Annotated in this window: 13 protein-coding genes; 4 read left to right on the forward strand and 9 right to left on the reverse strand. The window is 64.9% G+C overall.

Annotation, left to right across the window (positions count from 1 at the left end):
- Both DID96_RS36005 and DID96_RS36010 read right to left on the reverse strand, forming a co-directional pair.
- Nucleotides 1-2458 (reverse strand): beta strand repeat-containing protein (locus tag DID96_RS36005; protein WP_409333846.1); only part of this gene is annotated, 2458 nt, incomplete at its 3' end.
- 1111 nt (nucleotides 2459-3569) lie between these two features.
- On the reverse strand, nucleotides 3570-4124 hold the full coding sequence (locus tag DID96_RS36010) for a GNAT family N-acetyltransferase (RefSeq protein WP_124603927.1): 555 nt from the start codon (nucleotides 4122-4124) through the stop codon (nucleotides 3570-3572).
- A 391-nt stretch (nucleotides 4125-4515) separates the two neighbouring features.
- Here DID96_RS36010 and DID96_RS36015 point away from each other — a divergent pair, with 391 nt between their 5' ends.
- A complete protein-coding gene (locus tag DID96_RS36015) occupies nucleotides 4516-4785 on the forward strand; it encodes a hypothetical protein (protein WP_124603928.1) in 270 nt (89 codons plus the stop codon).
- A 151-nt stretch (nucleotides 4786-4936) separates the two neighbouring features.
- Nucleotides 4937-5929 carry a DedA family protein/thiosulfate sulfurtransferase GlpE gene (locus DID96_RS36020; RefSeq protein ID WP_124603929.1) on the forward strand — a complete coding sequence of 331 codons (993 nt, stop codon included), beginning with the start codon at nucleotides 4937-4939 and terminating at the stop codon, nucleotides 5927-5929.
- Between the two features lie 57 nt (nucleotides 5930-5986).
- Here DID96_RS36020 and DID96_RS36025 read toward each other — a convergent pair whose 3' ends face one another.
- The 7 genes from DID96_RS36025 to DID96_RS36055 all read right to left on the reverse strand — a co-directional run bounded on the left by DID96_RS36025 (nucleotide 5987) and on the right by DID96_RS36055 (nucleotide 13859).
- Entirely contained in the window at nucleotides 5987-7447 is a 1461-nt protein-coding gene (locus DID96_RS36025; protein ID WP_124603930.1) for an OprD family porin, read from the reverse strand.
- 168 nt (nucleotides 7448-7615) lie between these two features.
- Entirely contained in the window at nucleotides 7616-8632 is a 1017-nt protein-coding gene (locus DID96_RS36030) for an ABC transporter ATP-binding protein (RefSeq protein WP_185732475.1), read from the reverse strand.
- Complete coding sequence (locus tag DID96_RS36035; protein ID WP_124603932.1) at nucleotides 8629-9618, reverse strand: ABC transporter ATP-binding protein; 990 nt, start codon at nucleotides 9616-9618, stop codon at nucleotides 8629-8631. The genes DID96_RS36030 and DID96_RS36035 overlap by 4 nt, the downstream gene beginning before the upstream one ends.
- A 1-nt stretch (nucleotide 9619) precedes the next feature.
- Nucleotides 9620-10522 carry an ABC transporter permease gene (locus DID96_RS36040; protein WP_124603933.1) on the reverse strand — a complete coding sequence of 301 codons (903 nt, stop codon included), beginning with the start codon at nucleotides 10520-10522 and terminating at the stop codon, nucleotides 9620-9622.
- 12 nt (nucleotides 10523-10534) lie between these two features.
- Nucleotides 10535-11473: an ABC transporter permease subunit gene (locus tag DID96_RS36045; protein ID WP_124603934.1), complete on the reverse strand. Its 939-nt coding sequence runs from the start codon at nucleotides 11471-11473 to the stop codon at nucleotides 10535-10537.
- 11 nt (nucleotides 11474-11484) lie between these two features.
- Nucleotides 11485-13098, reverse strand: a complete 1614-nt coding sequence (locus tag DID96_RS36050; protein WP_124603935.1) for a peptide ABC transporter substrate-binding protein — start codon at nucleotides 13096-13098, stop codon at nucleotides 11485-11487.
- Between the two features lie 179 nt (nucleotides 13099-13277).
- Nucleotides 13278-13859 (reverse strand): cupin domain-containing protein, encoded by a 582-nt coding sequence (locus DID96_RS36055; RefSeq protein WP_124603936.1) that lies wholly within the window; start codon nucleotides 13857-13859, stop codon nucleotides 13278-13280.
- A 499-nt stretch (nucleotides 13860-14358) separates the two neighbouring features.
- Here DID96_RS36055 and DID96_RS36065 point away from each other — a divergent pair, with 499 nt between their 5' ends.
- Nucleotides 14359-15882: a peptide MFS transporter gene (locus DID96_RS36065; protein WP_124603937.1), complete on the forward strand. Its 1524-nt coding sequence runs from the start codon at nucleotides 14359-14361 to the stop codon at nucleotides 15880-15882.
- Between the two features lie 113 nt (nucleotides 15883-15995).
- Entirely contained in the window at nucleotides 15996-16205 is a 210-nt protein-coding gene (locus DID96_RS36070) for a hypothetical protein (protein ID WP_124603938.1), read from the forward strand.
- The last annotated feature ends 123 nt before the right edge of the window (nucleotides 16206-16328 follow it).

The raw sequence follows: 16328 nt of genomic DNA on the forward strand, positions 1-16328 counted from the left end.
CGATCTGGTCCTGCACCTGCTTCAGTTGTGCGCCGTTGATCGCGTCCGTGCTCGTGGTCGACACATCGCCCGCTGCAACGTTCGTGATCTTCTGTGCCGAACCGCTGCCGTGCGAAGCATCGTATGCACCAGCCGATGCCGACCATTGCAGCGCATCCTGTTGCAGTGCGCCGATGTGGGTCGTGTTCTGCGTGACTTGACCGCCGATCTGCGTGATCGAGTCGCCCTGCTTCGCAACCGTCTGGTTGGTTGCATACAGTTGCGAGCCGTTCACCGCATCCGTGCTCGTCGCCGACAGCTCGGCCGCCTTGACGTTCGTCACCTTCGTGCCGTTCGGGCCCGCGAGCGTGACCGTGTCGAAACCTTCCGCGCCGTCATACTTGACGTTCCGCTTGTCGGCCGCCTGCAGGTTCGACACGTCCGTCTGCGTGCCAGCCAGGCTCGTGCTCAGGTTCGTGACATTCTGGTTGGTCGTGCCAAGCGACGTGCTCAGGTTGCTCACATCGCCTTGCAGGTTGGTGATGTTCGTCACCGCCGACGACAACGACGTCTGGATCGGCGAAATCGCACCGTTCAATTGACCGACGTTGACCGCATCGTTGTTCGCGACACCATCCGCGACGTTGTGCAGGCTCACCGGCGCGCTCGCACCCTGGCCGCCGAGCGTGACGCTCGTGTGCGCATCGTTGTCGTACTGCACCGCATTCTTCGTAGCGTCGCCGATCTGGCTGTTGATCGTCGTGCTGAGATTGCTGATCTGCGTACTGAAGCTGTTCGTCACGCTCGTGCTGAGCGAAGACAAGCCACCATTCAGCTGGCCGACGTTCACCGCGTCGTGCACATCCTTGCCATCCGCGACATTCTTGATCGTCGTGCCGTTCGTGCCCTGCAGCGTCACCGTATCGAAGCCCGACTGGCCGTCGTACTTCACGTTGCGGGTATCCGCCTGTTGCAGTTGCGTGATGTTCGACGTGGCCGTGCTCAGCGACGTATTGAGGTTCGTGACGCTCGTGTTCAGGTTGTTGACCGTCTGATTGGTCGAGCTGAGCGAGGTCTGAAGGTTCGTGATGTTCTGGGTGATCGGTGCAACCGCCGTGCTGATGCCGCCGTTCAGCTGCTTGACGTTCACTGCGTCCGTGTCGGCAGTTCCCGCCGCCACGTTGTGCAGCGCGACCGGCGACGTCGCGCTCGTGCCGCCGAGCGTCACGCTGTCGTGCGCGCTGCTGTCATATTGAACCGCATCCTTCGTCGCATTGACGATCGACGTGCTCAGCGACGAGCCGACGTTGGTGATCTGCGTGTTGACGTTGTTCGTCACGCTCGTGCTGAGCGATGACAAGCCGCCATTCAGCTGGCCGACGTTCACCGCGTCCGTGTCGGCGACGCCCGCCTTGACGTTGCTGATCGTCGTGCCGCCGCTGCCGTCGAGCGCGACTGCGGTATGCGTGCTGTCGGTGTACTTCACGTTCAGCTGGTCGGCCGCTTGCAGGTTCGTGATATTGGTCGTCGCCGTCGACAGCGACGAGTTGAGGTTCGTGATCTGGCCGCCGACCGTCGTGCTCAGGTTCGTCACGCGCGAATCGACGTTGCTGATGCTCGTCGTCAGGCCGTCGTTGACCGACTTCAATTGCGAAATGTTGACGGCATCCGTGCTGTCCACGCCTGCGGCGACGTTCTTCAGCTGACGTTCGTTGCCGACCGAACCGAACGAAACCGCGCCGCCGACCGGCGCGGCCGTGCCGCCGAACACCGGCTGGCTCGTGTTGTTGTCCGCGCCGACGCTGCCCGAGCCGATCGCAATCTGATTGTCGCCGTTCGTCTGAGCGCCCGCACCGATCGCGACGGATTGCGTGCCGCCCGCGCGCGTCTGCGTGGCTGCGTCATACGATGCGCCGTTCGACACGCCATCGCTCGTCGTCGGATTGGCGCCGCCGATTGCGACCGAGCGATCGCCTTGCGCGAGTGCGGAATGACCGAGCGCGATCGAGCTCTTCCCGTGCGCATCGGCGACGTTGCCGAGCGCCATCGAATAGTCGCCGACCGCGGCCGATTGACGACCGATCGCGAGTGCCGTGTTGCCTTGCGCGAGTGCGACCGTGCCGATTGCCGTCGCCGAGTTTGCGAGCGCCTGCGCACCCGTGCCGATCGCGGTTGCGCCACCGCCGCTGCCGCTGGTGTCCTTGCTGTTCGCGTTGGCCCGATCGCCGATCGCGATACCGCCGGTGCCGGCTTTCGCGTTATTGCCCGCGGTATAGCTCGCGGTGCTCACCGCGACGTACTGGCCGCTCTTCGTTGCAACGCAAAGCGGGTTCGTACCGTCGATGCACCCCCCGTTGAGCGCGTTGTCCGGATTGCCGCGGTCGACGAAGTTGCTCTGTGCATGAACGACACCCGCGCTCATGATGCCGACACCGGCGAACATCGCCGTCACGAGCATCGAAATCTGCTTCTTCTCCATACAGTATTTCCCCTTTTCCACGTTGCGTTGCATTGGTTGTCAATCAGTACTACGAATCTTCACGGACTCTTGAACAACACGGCGGCATTCGATGATCGATCTGGCACGAGAAATTTCGCCTGGAATCAGGGCGCAGCGGTCCCTCCGCGTCGACGCGGACGATCGCCGGCTCTCGGGTCGATTGCCGTGTTATCGGTGCCGCTCGCGCGGCCTTACGGATTCAATTTCGACGGTGTCGCCAGGCGAATGACGGATCGCTGACGAAGTCGATGGCAGACAGGACTATTTCCCCGGGCCATTAGGGCGCATGAGGTCGTTCACACGAACGATCGATTCGAGTTCCGGCGCGGTTGCAATTGCATTGACGACCTGCGCCATCCCGATGGCTTGCGGTCGAGCGCCGAATACGGACAGGATTTTCCGCGGCATTTTGATGCTTTCCCGTAGCAAATTGGTCTCTGTTCTCGCGTGCACGGCCCGCGGGATTTATCGCGTTCTTGAACGCCCCGCATTATCTGAACCGGCTCTGCTTTAATAAGTGCACGATCGTGACGAGTGGACAGCCCCCGGATCGTCACGCACGTTCTATGCGATTGATGGCGTTTGATCTTCTCAGGAATCCGCTTTCTTCAAGGATCGACCGAAATTAAATCAATTCAATTTCATCAAAATCGCGAATGGATTATAGCCACCAATATTGAGACGAGATCTTCAGAAACCGTAAAACTTCCGCCAACCATTTGTCAAACATCGTCAAATTTTCTATTAAATTCGATTATTTTTTGAAAAATCTTTTATTAGACGAACATGCAGGAAAATACGCAATTCGCGACCCTTCGCCTTGTCTCATTTGATGCTTCGAAATGTCTCATTTCACGATTCGTGCACACGAATCCGATTTGGCGAATTCAATCCCGCCACGAGCAGCCGCGTTCCGGATCAGCACATTCGTGCGAATCCGTTTCATGCGCGATCGTGTTTCGATCGGCGAGCGCGTCCGGCAATGCTGCCGGACGGGCATCGTCATGCCGGCCCCGCGACGCCAATTGAACAAGAGGAGAAGTGCGCGCGGGCCGGCTCCGCGAACGACATGCGGCTTGCGCATCCATCGCTATTCGCCGCCGGCGACCGTTGCGCCGTGATTCAGGTTGTTGCCGGAAGACGGCCGCGCCGTGCGCCTGAGCCGCGCCATGTGACAAGTGGTTGCATACTCGCCGTCGCGCAGCGCGAAGTCCGGCGACTCGCCCTCGATCCGGAAGCCGTGTTTCTCGTACAGTGCGATCGCCGCGCGGTTGTCGGCATACACGCTCAATTCGATGCGCGTCACGTTCAGCCAGTTTTCCGCCAGATCGATCGCAGCGGCGAGCAGCCGGTTGCCGATGCCACGCCCGTGGTGCGACGCGTTGACTATCATCCCGAACCCCGCGACGTGGCGCCGGCGCGGATTCTGTTCCGGGCTGAGCCCGAGATGGCCAACCACCTCGCCGTCGAGTTCGGCGACGAGGCTGAATCCCCGCTCGCGTATGCCGTTGATGCGTTGCGTCCATTTTTCCAAGGACGGAAACGGCAGTTGCAGCGTGTTCGCATAAACCGCGGGGTGCGCGGCGATCTGTCGGATCGCGTCGATATCCTTCGTCTCGGTGTGTCGGATCGTGATGTCGGCCATGATGGTCTCGGGTAGAAGCCGCACGCGACTGCCCAGGATCTGGCGTCGCTGCCGTGCCGGGGAAAGCTTCGAGCTTAGCCGAATTCATCTATTCGTCATATGAATGTTCGGTTCGCGGTAACCTCGAACCGGACCGACAGGCTGCCAGCCGGCCTCAGCGCCGGCCAGCGCGGCGCGACCGGTACGATGTGGACCGTCGCGGTGCGGCCGGGCGGGCCGCCACACGCGCTCCCCGAACACCAAACCTCAGAAGGATCGCCGATGCCGCCCTTATTTACCGAAGCTCGAAAATGCTCCGTGCACGACGCGTGTTCGCGTTAAACTCCGTCAAGCTGTTTTGTAACAACGACATCTCCGCCATACCGGCGCCAACGATACGAGGATAGGTTCGATGCGCACCACCGGCTCATCCGGGGCAATGACCTTGCTCACCGAACACGACCCGACCGACGGTCGCGAACTGCGCTCGTTGCGGCTCGAAGCAACCAGCGACGGCAAGAGCGTGCTGTTGATCGACATCGACGAACGCAAGCCCGGCATCCATCGCGAGGTCCGTTACGAGATCACGCCCGCCGAGCTGATCGCGGCGATCCGTTCGCACGGCGCCGAGCTGCCCGGCGAGAACCACGGCGCCGCGTCGCTCGCACGTAGCCCCTCCTGACCCGCCGGGCTCGGTGAGCCGCGCCCGATGCGCGGGCTCACCGACTCGTCCGCTCGTCCCCGCTCGTTCCTTTTCCCGCCGCTGTCTTGAAAATGGCCGATAATCGGCCCATCTGCGCATTTTCCGCGCGCGTCCCTTTTCAACAGCCGTCATGCTCCGTGACCTCGTCGCCCAGTACGGGCCGCTTCTCGTGTTCGCCAACGTGCTCGCCGCCGCAATCGGGCTACCGGTGCCGGCGATGCCGACGCTCGTGCTGTTCGGTGCCATGGCCGCGCTGCATCCGGACATGATCGGTTCGCAGCTCGTGACGGTGCTGGCGCTGTCGGTGCTCGGCGCGCTGATCGGCGACACCATCTGGTACGTCGCCGGACGCCGCTACGGCGGCACGACGCTGAAGACGATCTGCCGGCTGTCGCTGTCGCGTGACAGCTGCGTGAGGAAAACCGAGCGCTTCTTCGGCCGCTACGGCGTGCGCGTGCTTGCGGTCGCGCGCTTCATCCCTGGGCTGTCGCTCGTGTCGGTGCCGATGGCCGGCGCGCTCGGCACGCGCTACCGCACGTTCGCAGGCTACGACGCACTCGGCGCGGCACTGTGGACGATCGTCGGTCTGGTCGCCGGCGTCGTGTTCCACCAGCAGATCGACTGGCTGTTCGCCGGCGCGAGCCGGCTCGGCCACGCGGTGCTGCTGGTCATCGCCGCGCTGCTTGTGCTGTACGCGGCGGTGCGCTGGATGCGCCGCCGCGCGCTGCTGCGCCAGCTCGCGAATGCGCGGATCGGCGTCGACGAACTCGACGCGCTGCTGCGCGACCCGGCCGCACCGGTCGTCATCGACGTGCGCTCCGCCGAGCACCGCAAGCTCGATCCGTTCGCGATTCCGGGCGCGCAGTTCGCCGACGAGCGTCAGATCGGCGACATCGTCGCGCGTTATCCGCTCACGCAGAAGTTCGTTGTTTACTGCTCGTGCCCGAACGAGGTATCGGCCGCGCTGATGGCGAAGCGCCTGGCCGACGTGGGCTTCACCGATGCGCTCGCGCTGCGCGGCGGCCTCGACGCATGGCGCGACACGGGCCGCCAGCTCACGTCGCTCGCGGCCGAAGCCCCGCACGCGGATGACACCGTTTCAGGGCGGCACAAGCCGGCCTGAACGCCGGCTGCGAGACGCGCGCCGCCACCGCCGCGCGCGCGTCTTCCGGCTGATCGATCAGAACGCGTTCAGCGGCACGTTCACGACGAGACGATATTCGCGGTTCGTCGCATCCGAGTAGTGCGCGGAGCCGTTGTGCCACATCGCGATGAACGTGACCTTCGTATCCTTCAGCTTGCCGCTCTGGAACGTATACGACGGGATAAAGCCGAATTCGTGGTGACGGCCCTGCACCGGCGCGCCGTTCGCCCAGTAGATGCTCGACTTCGACGGATCGGCCGCCGCGCCCGCGCTCGCGTCCGCGCCCCAGCCCGTCACGCCCCACAGCATCGCCTTGAAGCCGGGCAGGCCCGCTTCCTTGCCGTAGAACGTATAGCGCAGCTGCAGCGACTTTTCGTGCGGCGCGTTGTAGTCGACGTCCATCGAGTTGACGAGGAAGATGCCGTTCGTCTCGTTCAGATAGTCGAAGAACTGGTCGCCGAGCACCTGCTGATAGCCGAGCAGCAGCTCATGCGCGCCGTGCTGGGCGGCCAGCGACAGGCTGTACGCGTTGTTGTTGATCTTGCCCTGCAGCGCATCGCCCGTGTCGTGCGTCGAGTAGACGTTCGCGAAGCCGGTCCACTTGATCGACTTCGAATCGCCGATGCTGTGCTTCAGCGACGCGTAGTACTGGTGCCACACGTCGTCGGCCTGGTTCGCGTACAGCGCGAGCTCGCCGTTCGGCGAGTAATCCCACGTGCCGCCGACATAGGTCAGCCGGTTGATGCGCGTGCCGCCATACTGCGTCGTCAGGTTGGTCAGCGTCGTGTGGCCGCGCGCGTCGGTCTTCGTGAAGCTGCCCGCCTCGAGCATCACGTTCTTGAATTCGTTGCTGACGATCGTCGTGCCGAGGAACGTCGGCGGCAGCGCGCGGTTGTCGTGCTGCTCCATGAACGGGTTGTCGACGGCCTGCAGACCGTACTTGATCACCGTGTTCGAGATCCGCGCCTTCACGTCGTAGATGCCGGGGTACGCCCACGCGAGCTGGTTCCCGCCGCCGCCGCCCTTCGCGATGTGCACCATGCTGCCCGCGCCCTTGCCGCCATCGAGCTTCAGCGCCGCATACAGCGACGCGTCGAAGCCGATGCCGATCAGCCCGGTCGTATAGCCCGACTCGAAGTTCGCCATCACGCCCTGCACCCACGCATGGCGATGCGGCCCGCCCTTGCTGTCGAGCACGTCCGCGTAGTTGCGGAACAGGAAGTTCAGGTGACTGTCCGCAATGAAGCCCTTCGACTTCGATTGCGCCGACGGCTCGTCAGGCGGCGTGACTGCCTGCTGGGCCTCCGCGTTGATCACCGCGTTCGGCGTCGTTGCCTGCGCAACGGTCATGCCCGGCGCGGCCTGCGCCACCGTCAGCGGCGCAGGCGCCGCGTCGTCTGCGTAAGCCGCGCCCGTCATCGAGACGCCAGCCAAGGCCGGCAGTCCCCACGCAAGCAGCATTTTCGATGCGTTTCCGATCGTCCTGTGTTTTTTCATCGTAATTCTCTTATTGTGTTGATGTCGTTGTGCCGGTCGCGATCCGCTTCCGGCCCCACCCCGGCCGCCCGGCTAAGGACGTGCCTGTACCCGCGGCGCGAAGATCATTCGCGCCGCACTTACCCCTGTTGACCTGCCTGGTTCTTGTGGCTGCGTCAGTCGGCTGCGTCAGTCCGCGCCTGCGCGGATGCACGCGACGCGCGCCGCCGAGCCGCGCCGCACTTCCGGACGCGGAACGTCCTGTGCGCACGCGTCGACCGCAACCGGACAGCGCGTGCGGAACGCACAGCCCGACGGCGGATTCAGCGGCGACGGCATCTCGCCCGCGAGCAGCATCGGCCGCCGTGCGCGTTCGCGCGCCGGCTCCGGCGTCGGCGCCGCGTCGAGCAGCGCCCGCGTGTACGGGTGCTGCGGCACGCGATACACGTCCTGCCGCGTGCCGAACTCCATCACGCGACCGAGATACATCACGAGCACGCGCTGGCTGATCGCCTTCACCACCGCGAGATCGTGCGCGACGAACAGATAGGACAACGACAGTTCGCGCTGAAGATCCCGCAGCAGGTTGACGATCTGCGCCTGGATCGACACGTCGAGTGCCGATACCGGTTCGTCGCAGATCACGAGCTTCGGCTCGCTGATCAGCGCACGCGCGATCCCGACGCGCTGGCACTGCCCGCCGGAGAATTCGTGCGGATAGCGCAGCATGTGATGCGCGTTCAGCCCGACCCGCTCCAGCATCGCGACCACCCGGCGGCGCACCTCGGCGCGGCCGATGCCCGGCTGATGCGCGACGAGCGGCTCGGCGACGATATGCTCGATCGTCATCCGCGGATCGAGTGACGCAAGCGGATCCTGGAAGATCATCTGCACTTCGCGCCGCATCGCGGTGCCGCGCAGATGATTGGGCGCGACCGTCTCGCCGCGCCAGCTCACGCTGCCGGCCGTCATCGGCACGAGGCCGATCAATGCGCGCGCGAGCGTCGACTTGCCGCAGCCGGATTCGCCGACGAGCCCGACGGTCTCGCCACGCTTCACGTCGAACGACACGCCGTCGACCGCGCGCAGCGTGCCTTTCGGCGACCACGGATAGCCGCCGAGCGGCACGCGGAAATGCACTTTCAGATCCTGGACGGACAGCAGCGCGTCCGCCGATCCACCCTGCTCGAGACCGATGACGCTCATCGCAGTCCTCCCGTCAGTTCCGCCACCGGCCGGTGGCACGCGCGCACCGCGCCGGCCGCGCTGTAGGTTTCGAGCACCGGGCGCGCGTCGCCGCAATGACTCTCCGCATACGCGCAGCGCTTCGCGAACGCGCAGCCGGCCGGCGCCGTGCCCGGCATCGGCGGGTTGCCCGGAATCGCGACGAGCGGCGCGTCGTCGGCATCGGTCAGGCGCGGCAGCGCGTTGAGCAGGCCGATCGTGTACGGATGCGACGGCGCCGCGAAGATCGACTCGGCCGGCGCGTATTCGACGGTGCGGCCCGCGTACATCACCATCACGTCGTCCGCGAGGCCCGCGACGACGCCCATGTCATGCGTGATCAGCACGATCGCGGTGCCGCGCTCGCGGTTCAGCTCGCGCAGCAGGTCGATGATCTGCGCCTGCACGGTCACGTCGAGCGCGGTGGTCGGCTCGTCGGCGATCAGGATTTCCGGTTCGGACAGGAGCGCCATCGCGATCATCACGCGCTGCCGCATGCCGCCCGAGAACTCGTGCGGATACATCCGGATGCGGCGCGCCGCGTCCGGAATGCGCACCGACTCCAGCGCCTCGATCGCGCGCTTCGTCGCTTCCTTGCGCGACAGCTTGCGATGCAGCTGCAGCGTCTCGGTCATCTGCCGCTCGATCGTCAGGAACGGATTGAGCGACGTCATCGGATCCTGGAAGATCATCGCGATGCGGTCGCCGCGCACGTTGTTCAGTGCGCGCGTATCCATCGCGAGCAGATCCTGGCCGCGATAGCGGGCCGCACCGCTCGTCGTGCCGTTGCCGGCGAGCAGGCCGAGCAGCGCCATCACGGTCTGGCTCTTGCCCGAGCCCGACTCGCCGACGATGCCGAGCGTCTTGCCCGCTTCGACGGTGAACGACACGCCGCTGACGGCGTCGATCGGCGGAGCATCCTTGCGCGTGAAGCGCACGCCGAGGTTGTCGACTTCGAGTAATGACATTTCAGCGATCCTTCGGGTCAAGCGCATCCCGCAGGCCATCGCCGACGAAATTCACGCAGTAGAGCGTCACGCACAGCAGCGTGGCCGGGAACAGCAGCAGCCACGGCATCGATTCCAGCTTCTGCGCGCCGTCCTGGATCAGCACGCCCCAGCTCGTCATCGGCTCCTGCACGCCGAGGCCGAGGAACGACAGCACGGATTCGGTCAGCACGATGCTCGGCACCGTGACCGTCGCGTACACGACGACCACGCCGAGCAGGTTCGGCACGATGTGGCGCAGCACGATCGACGCCGGCGACACGCCGATCGCGCGCGCCGCATCGACGAACTCGCGGTTGCGCAGCGACAGCGTCTGGCCGCGCACGACGCGCGCCATGTCGATCCACGAGAACGCGCTGATCGTCAGCACGACGAGGATGAACGAGCGGCCGAACAGCGTCATCATCAGGATGGCGATCAGCAGGTACGGAATCGCGTACATCATGTCGACGATGCGCATCATCACCGCGTCGACGCGGCCGCCGGCGAAGCCCGCGGTCGCGCCCCACGCGACGCCGAACAGGCCCGACACGAGCGTGCCGAGCAGGCCGACCTCGATCGATACGCGGCCGCCGATCAGCGTGCGCACGAGCAGGTCGCGGCCGAGTTCGTCGGTGCCGAACCAGTGCTGGTTCGCCCAGGTCGGCGCGAGGCTGATCGACGCCCAGTCGCTCGCGGCCGGATCGGCCGCCAGCAGGTACGGGCCAAGCAGGCACGCGAGCGTGATCAGCACGAGCAGCGCGAGGCTCAGGACCGCCGCGCGGTTATGCAGGAAGCGGGACATCGCGAGCGCCAGCGGCGTGCGCGAGCGCGGCGGCGTGTCGGCCTGCGCGGGCAGGCTGACGATGGGAGTAGTCGGCGTCATGGTGCGCCTCGCTCAATAACGGATGCGCGGGTCGAGCCACGCATATGCGAGGTCGACCAGCAGGTTGAACAGCACCGCGCAAACGGTCGTCAGCACGACGAGGCCGAGCACCAGCGTGTAGTCGCGGTTGATCGCGCCGTTCACGACGAGCTGCCCGAGCCCCGGCAGCGCGAACACCGATTCGGTCACGACGGCCGCGGTGATCGACGTGATGCAGACCGTGCCGAACAGCGACACGACCGGCATCAGCGCGGGCTTCAGCGCATGGCGCAGCACGATCGTCGAGCCGGGCAGCCCTTTCGCGCGCGCGGTGCGGATGTAATTGCTCGACAGCGTCTCGATCATCGAGCCGCGCATCACGCGCGCGAGCAGCGACATGTTGATGAACGACAGCAGCACGACCGGCAGCACGCGGTACTGCCAGTCACCGTTGCCCCAGCCGCCGGCCGGCAGCCAGCCGTTGCCGGCCGACGTCTTCAGCAGGATCGCGAAGATCCACACGAGCACGGGGCCGAGCACGAACGGCGGCACGACGTTGCCGAAGTTGCCGATCAGCATCACGTTGCGGTCGATCAGGCTGTCGCGGCGCACCGCCGCGACGGTGCCGAGCAGCACGCCGCACACGATCGAGATCGGGATCGAGATGCCGCCCACGCCGAGACTCACCGGCAGCGCCTTCTTCACGAGATCGTTGACCGACCAGTCGACGTAGCGGAACGACGGGCCGAGATCGCCATGCAGCAGCGCGTCGAGGTACAACAGGTACTGCTTCCACAGCGGTGCGTCGAGGTGGTACTTCGCGTTCAGGTTCGCGAGCGTCGCAGCAGACAGCTGCTTTTCCGTATCGAACGGACCGCCGGGCGTGAAGTGCAGCAGCAGGTAGCAGACGGTGACGACCGCGAGGATCGTCGGCACCGCCCACAACGTGCGTCTCAGTGCGTAGGCCAGCATGATCGCTCCGCTCAGTGCTTGATCAGGTACATGTCCTGCGAAGCACGCATGTCGATCACGTTCTTCAGCGAATAGCCGCCGACGTACGGCTTCACGAGACGGTCGGCCGAGTACTGGAACAGCGGCACCATCGGCGTGTCGGTCAGCGCCATGTCGTGTGCCTGCGTGAGCAGCGCGGTGCGCGCCTTGTCGTCGAGCTTCTGGTTGCCTTCGTCGATCAGTGCATCGGCCTGCTTGTTGCAGTAGCCGACGGTGTTCTGCGAGCTGCCGCAGCGGATCAGGTCGAAGAACGACATCGCGTCGTTGTAGTCGGCGAACCAGCCGTCGCGCGCGATCTGCACCTTGCCGTCATGCCGCTGCTTCATCAGCACCTTGAACTCGACGTTCTCGAGCTTCGTGTTGATGCCGAGCTTGGTGCGCCATTCGGACGCCGCGAACAGCGCGACCTTCTTGTGCAGGTCGTTGGTGTTGTAGGTCAGCGTAAACGACAGCGGCTTCGCGTCCGAATAGCCGGCCTGCTTCAGCAGGTTCTTCGCGGTTTCGACACGCCTGGCCATCGGCCACGACGCCCATTCCGGCGTGAACGGCTGCGCGCCCTTCGTGCCGTTCGGCATCAGCCCGTACATCGGCTTCTCGCCAGCCTGCGTCAATTTCTGCGTCAGCACGTCGCGATCGAGCACCATCGACAATGCCTGGCGCACGCGCTTGTCCTTCAGCGCCGGATCGCTGTTGTTCAGGTAGTAGTAGTAGGTCGCGAGCTGCAGGCCCGGGCGCAGTTCGCCGCCGAACTGCTTGCTGACCTGCTGGAAGATCCCCGACGGGATCGAGTAGCTGTAGTCGATCTGGCCGGCCTGGTACATGCGCATCGCCGTCTCGTCGCTCTCGATCGGCAGGTACGTGACCTTGTTGATCACGACCTTCGGCGCGTTCCAGTACTTCGCATCCTTCGAGATCACGATGCGGTTGTTCGGCTGCCAGTCGACGAGCTGGTACGCGCCGTTGCTGACGATGTTGCCCGGGCGCGTCCACGCGTCACCGAACTTGGCGATATTGTCCTTGTTCACCGGCGCGAGCGGCACCATCGCGGTCAGCTCGGGGAAGAACGCCACAGGCACGTCGGTCGTCACTTCGAGCGTGTATGGATCGACGGCGCGCACGCCGAGCGTCGTCGGCGCGGCCTTGCCCGCGATGATGTCCTTCGAGTTCTTCACGAACTCGACGAGGATCGTGTACTTCGAGCCCGTCTTCGGATCGACGAGGCGCTGCCACGCATAGACGAAATCGGCGGCCGTCACCGGCTGCCCGTTGCTCCACTTCGCATCGTGGCGCAGCTTGAACACCCACGTGTCGGGCGACTTGCGCTCCCACGACAGCGCGACACCCGGCACGACCTGGCCTGCCGCGTCGATGCGCGCGAGCCCTTCGAACAGGTCGAGGCCGATCGTATTGCCCGTCCACGACTCGATATGAGCGGGATCGAGCGACTCGACTTCGGCGGGCACCTGACGCGTCAGGTCCTGTTGCGCGGCGAGCGCGACGTTCGACGGAACGGAAACGGCGTGTGCGGCGGACGTCGTCAGGGCGAGCGCGGCCAGCACGGCCGACATGGCATGCAAGGATTTCATCGTGGCAGTCTTTAGAAGGGTTCTTCGGTGCGCGAATGGCGGCGGATGCCGCGCGTTACGCGTGGGACGCTGACGGGCGCAGCGATTGAGGAGGCCCGTGAATCTCGTATGTCATCTTAGTATTCCTTACATTTCTTTCGACAGATACCCCATCGTCGAAACGAAGGAATACCTGTGCGTTAGAACAGCCTCGGGGTACCGACCCAGACCACCACCGCTTCGATCTTCCCGGTGTTGGCCCAGCTGTGCGGGACCGTCGACTGATAATGCGCGCTGTCGCCGGCCTGCAGGACGAACGTCTTGCCCTCCAGCGTCAACGACACTTCCCCTTCAATCACATACAGGAACTCCTCTCCTGCATGTGTCGTCACCTCCGACCGCTTCTGTCCCGGCGGCAACCGCACGAGGATCGACTCGAGCTGACGCCCTTCCGTCACGTTCGTCAGCCGCGCGAACAGGTTGGCCGAATCGGCGAACCCGAAGAAGCGCAGCTGGTCTCCTCGGCAAACCGAACGCTCCTCGCTCGGCGTGTCGACGAAGTACTGCACCGTCACACCGAGCGCGTGCGCGATGCCGGCAAGCGACGTCAACGACGGCGATGCGAGCCCGCGCTCGACTTGTGACAGAAACGGTTTGGAAATACCCGCGGCCGTAGCCGTTTCATCCAGCGTGCGCTTCAGTCGTTGGCGCAACGCGCGAATCTTGCTGCCCAGTGCGGCGGCAGCGTTGGCAGACCGCGTGTTTTCAGTTGGGGGAACCATAGCAGGCCGAAATGTGGTCGTCAAAAAATGTTTGATGGAAAATAACTAAGTTAGATCGTTATGGCTTAGTCTTCGGGTCTTTGCACGTCTTCGGTGTCACGCGCGATCCGCTGAACACCATCCGGCCCCGGCCGGGAAACGCGCTATCTTGCCAGACTCGCCGCCACCACAGGCAAGCTGCAAGCGGCTCTCCGGGATTTTTCGGAGGCGCCGAAGTCAATCTTACAAAGACATGACGAGACGAATATTCCCGAAAGCTCCTGACATGTCAGGGATTACCCGGTGTGGCGCGAAATTGACGCGCCGCGCACGGAAACGTTACCGGTCACGCGCCGGCCGAGGCCCTGCGCCACCCGCCACGGGAGGCCTCTGACCCCGGCGTCGGCGCAGTCCGACCGACCTTGCCGCCGCTTTCGCGCTGCCCACCCGGCCGACGCGCGCAGGCACCAGATTGACCCCGGCAGCGCGCGATCCGCGCCGCCCGCTTGAACCGATATTGATGATGCATTCACCTGTTTCCCAAACCCGCTCGTTTACGACGGTCTTCCTCATTGAAATGTGGGAGCGCTTCGGCTACTACGGCATGGCAGCGCTTCTCGTCCTCTTCATGGTCGACAAGCTCGGCTTCACCGACGGCCGTGCGAACCTGACCTGGGGCGCGTTCACCGCGCTCGTCTACGCGTCGCCGTCGATCGGCGGCTGGATCGGCGACAAGGTGCTCGGCGCGCGCCGCACGATGATCATCGGCGCGACGGTGCTGTGCGCCGGCTACCTGATGCTCGCGATGCCGAACGACCAGCTCGGCTACCTGTATGCGTCGCTCGGCGTGGTCGTGGTCGGCAACGGCCTCTTCAAGGCGAACGCCGCGAACCTCGTGCGCCGGATCTATGAAGGCGACGACGCGCGCATCGACAGCGCGTTCACGATCTACTACATGGCCGTCAACATCGGCTCGACCGTGTCGATGCTCGCGACGCCGTGGATCAAGGACCACTGGGGCTGGCACACCGCGTTCGCCGTCTGCTGCGCGGGGATGCTGCTGGGCATTCTCAACTTCGTGCTGATGCACCGCACGCTCGCGCATATCGGCTCGCAGCCCGACGAGCAGCCGATCCAGTGGCGCCGTCTCGGTGCGGTCGTCGCGGGCGGCGTCGCGCTCGCGCTCGTGACGATGTACGTGCTCGAGCACAAGCAGCTCGCGGTCGCGAGCGTGTGGACGGCGGCAGCCGCGATCCTCGCGATCTTCGCATACATGATCGCGAAGTCCGAGCGCTCGGAGCGCGCGGGCCTGATCGCGGCGCTCGTACTGATCGCGCAGGTGATCCTGTTCTTCATCTTCTACGTGCAGATGTCGACGTCGCTGACGCTGTTCGCGCTGCGCAACGTCGATCCGCGCTTCATCCTGTTCGGCACGACGATGTTCTCGTGGAGCGCCGCGCAGTTCCAGGCACTCAACCCGATCTCGATCATGCTGCTGAGCCCCGTGCTCGTGGTGATCTACAACGCGTTCTCGAAGCGCGGCCATGACATCCCGGTCGCGCTGAAGTATGCGCTCGGCTTCGGCGCGGTTGCCGCGGGCTACCTCGTGTTCACGATCAGCGGCCGCTACGCGGTCGACGGTCGCGTGTCGTCGTGGTTCATGGTGTGGGGCTACGCGCTCTACTCGCTCGGCGAGCTGCTGGTGAGCGGCCTCGGTCTCGCGATGATCGCCCGCTACGTGCCGACGCGCATGAGCGGCTTCATGATGGGCGCGTACTTCGTCGCGACGGGCGTGTCGCAGTATCTCGGCAGCGTGGTCGCGAACTTCGCGCAGATGCCGTCGCACGATCTGCCCGCAACCGAATCGCTGCCGCTCTACCTGTCGCTGTTCGAAAAGCTCGGCTGGCTCGCGGCACTCGGCATGCTGATCGCACTGCTGCTGCTGCCGCTGATGAAGCGCCTGTCGCGCCAGCACCAGCGCTGCGTGGAAGAGCGCCGCGAAGCAGCAGCGGCGCCGGCGCCGGCAGTCGCCGCGGCTCAGTGATATCCCTCGGCGCGCTGCATGCGCGCCACATTCTCCTGCCGATCGCGCGCGCCCGTCCTACACTGGTTTCAGGGAGCGCTTCCGACGAGACGCGCGACAGGCGGGAGAAAATCATGAAAAGCAAGACGACGCGGCTCTTGAGGATGCTGTCGGACCTCCGGCACGCGCGGCACTGCAGCGCGCTGCGCGCCGCGAGGGCCGCCGCCGAAGTGGATGCGGTGCTCGCCGAGCGCAACGACGACGCAACGTCCGACGAGCGCAGCGAAGTGGACACCGGCGACGCACCGGCCGTGCCCCGCTCCCGTATCGGCTCACCTCACTAGGAGTCTGGGCGGCAGACGGTTTGCAGCGGTTAAATGAGGTCAACTCAGGCGACGCGACGTCGTCGGGCGCTGCAAGCCGGGGCCGCGCTGCGCTCGAGACCAGCATGCGTGCACAAGGCGGCT

Source organism: Burkholderia sp. Bp8963 (genome assembly GCF_003854275.1).
Lineage (GTDB): Bacteria > Pseudomonadota > Gammaproteobacteria > Burkholderiales > Burkholderiaceae > Burkholderia.

Coding starts and splice junctions, on each gene's coding strand:
- DID96_RS36030 (WP_185732475.1), bottom strand. CDS start 8,632: ATGAGCGTCATCGGTCTCGAGCAGGGTGGATCGGCGGACGCGCTGCTG.
- DID96_RS36010 (WP_124603927.1), bottom strand. CDS start 4,124: ATGGCCGACATCACGATCCGACACACCGAGACGAAGGATATCGACGCG.
- DID96_RS36015 (WP_124603928.1), top strand. CDS start 4,516: ATGCGCACCACCGGCTCATCCGGGGCAATGACCTTGCTCACCGAACAC.
- DID96_RS36065 (WP_124603937.1), top strand. CDS start 14,359: ATGATGCATTCACCTGTTTCCCAAACCCGCTCGTTTACGACGGTCTTC.
- DID96_RS36050 (WP_124603935.1), bottom strand. CDS start 13,098: ATGAAATCCTTGCATGCCATGTCGGCCGTGCTGGCCGCGCTCGCCCTG.
- DID96_RS36025 (WP_124603930.1), bottom strand. CDS start 7,447: ATGAAAAAACACAGGACGATCGGAAACGCATCGAAAATGCTGCTTGCG.
- DID96_RS36035 (WP_124603932.1), bottom strand. CDS start 9,618: ATGTCATTACTCGAAGTCGACAACCTCGGCGTGCGCTTCACGCGCAAG.
- DID96_RS36020 (WP_124603929.1), top strand. CDS start 4,937: ATGCTCCGTGACCTCGTCGCCCAGTACGGGCCGCTTCTCGTGTTCGCC.
- DID96_RS36055 (WP_124603936.1), bottom strand. CDS start 13,859: ATGGTTCCCCCAACTGAAAACACGCGGTCTGCCAACGCTGCCGCCGCA.
- DID96_RS36040 (WP_124603933.1), bottom strand. CDS start 10,522: ATGACGCCGACTACTCCCATCGTCAGCCTGCCCGCGCAGGCCGACACG.
- DID96_RS36045 (WP_124603934.1), bottom strand. CDS start 11,473: ATGCTGGCCTACGCACTGAGACGCACGTTGTGGGCGGTGCCGACGATC.
- DID96_RS36070 (WP_124603938.1), top strand. CDS start 15,996: ATGAAAAGCAAGACGACGCGGCTCTTGAGGATGCTGTCGGACCTCCGG.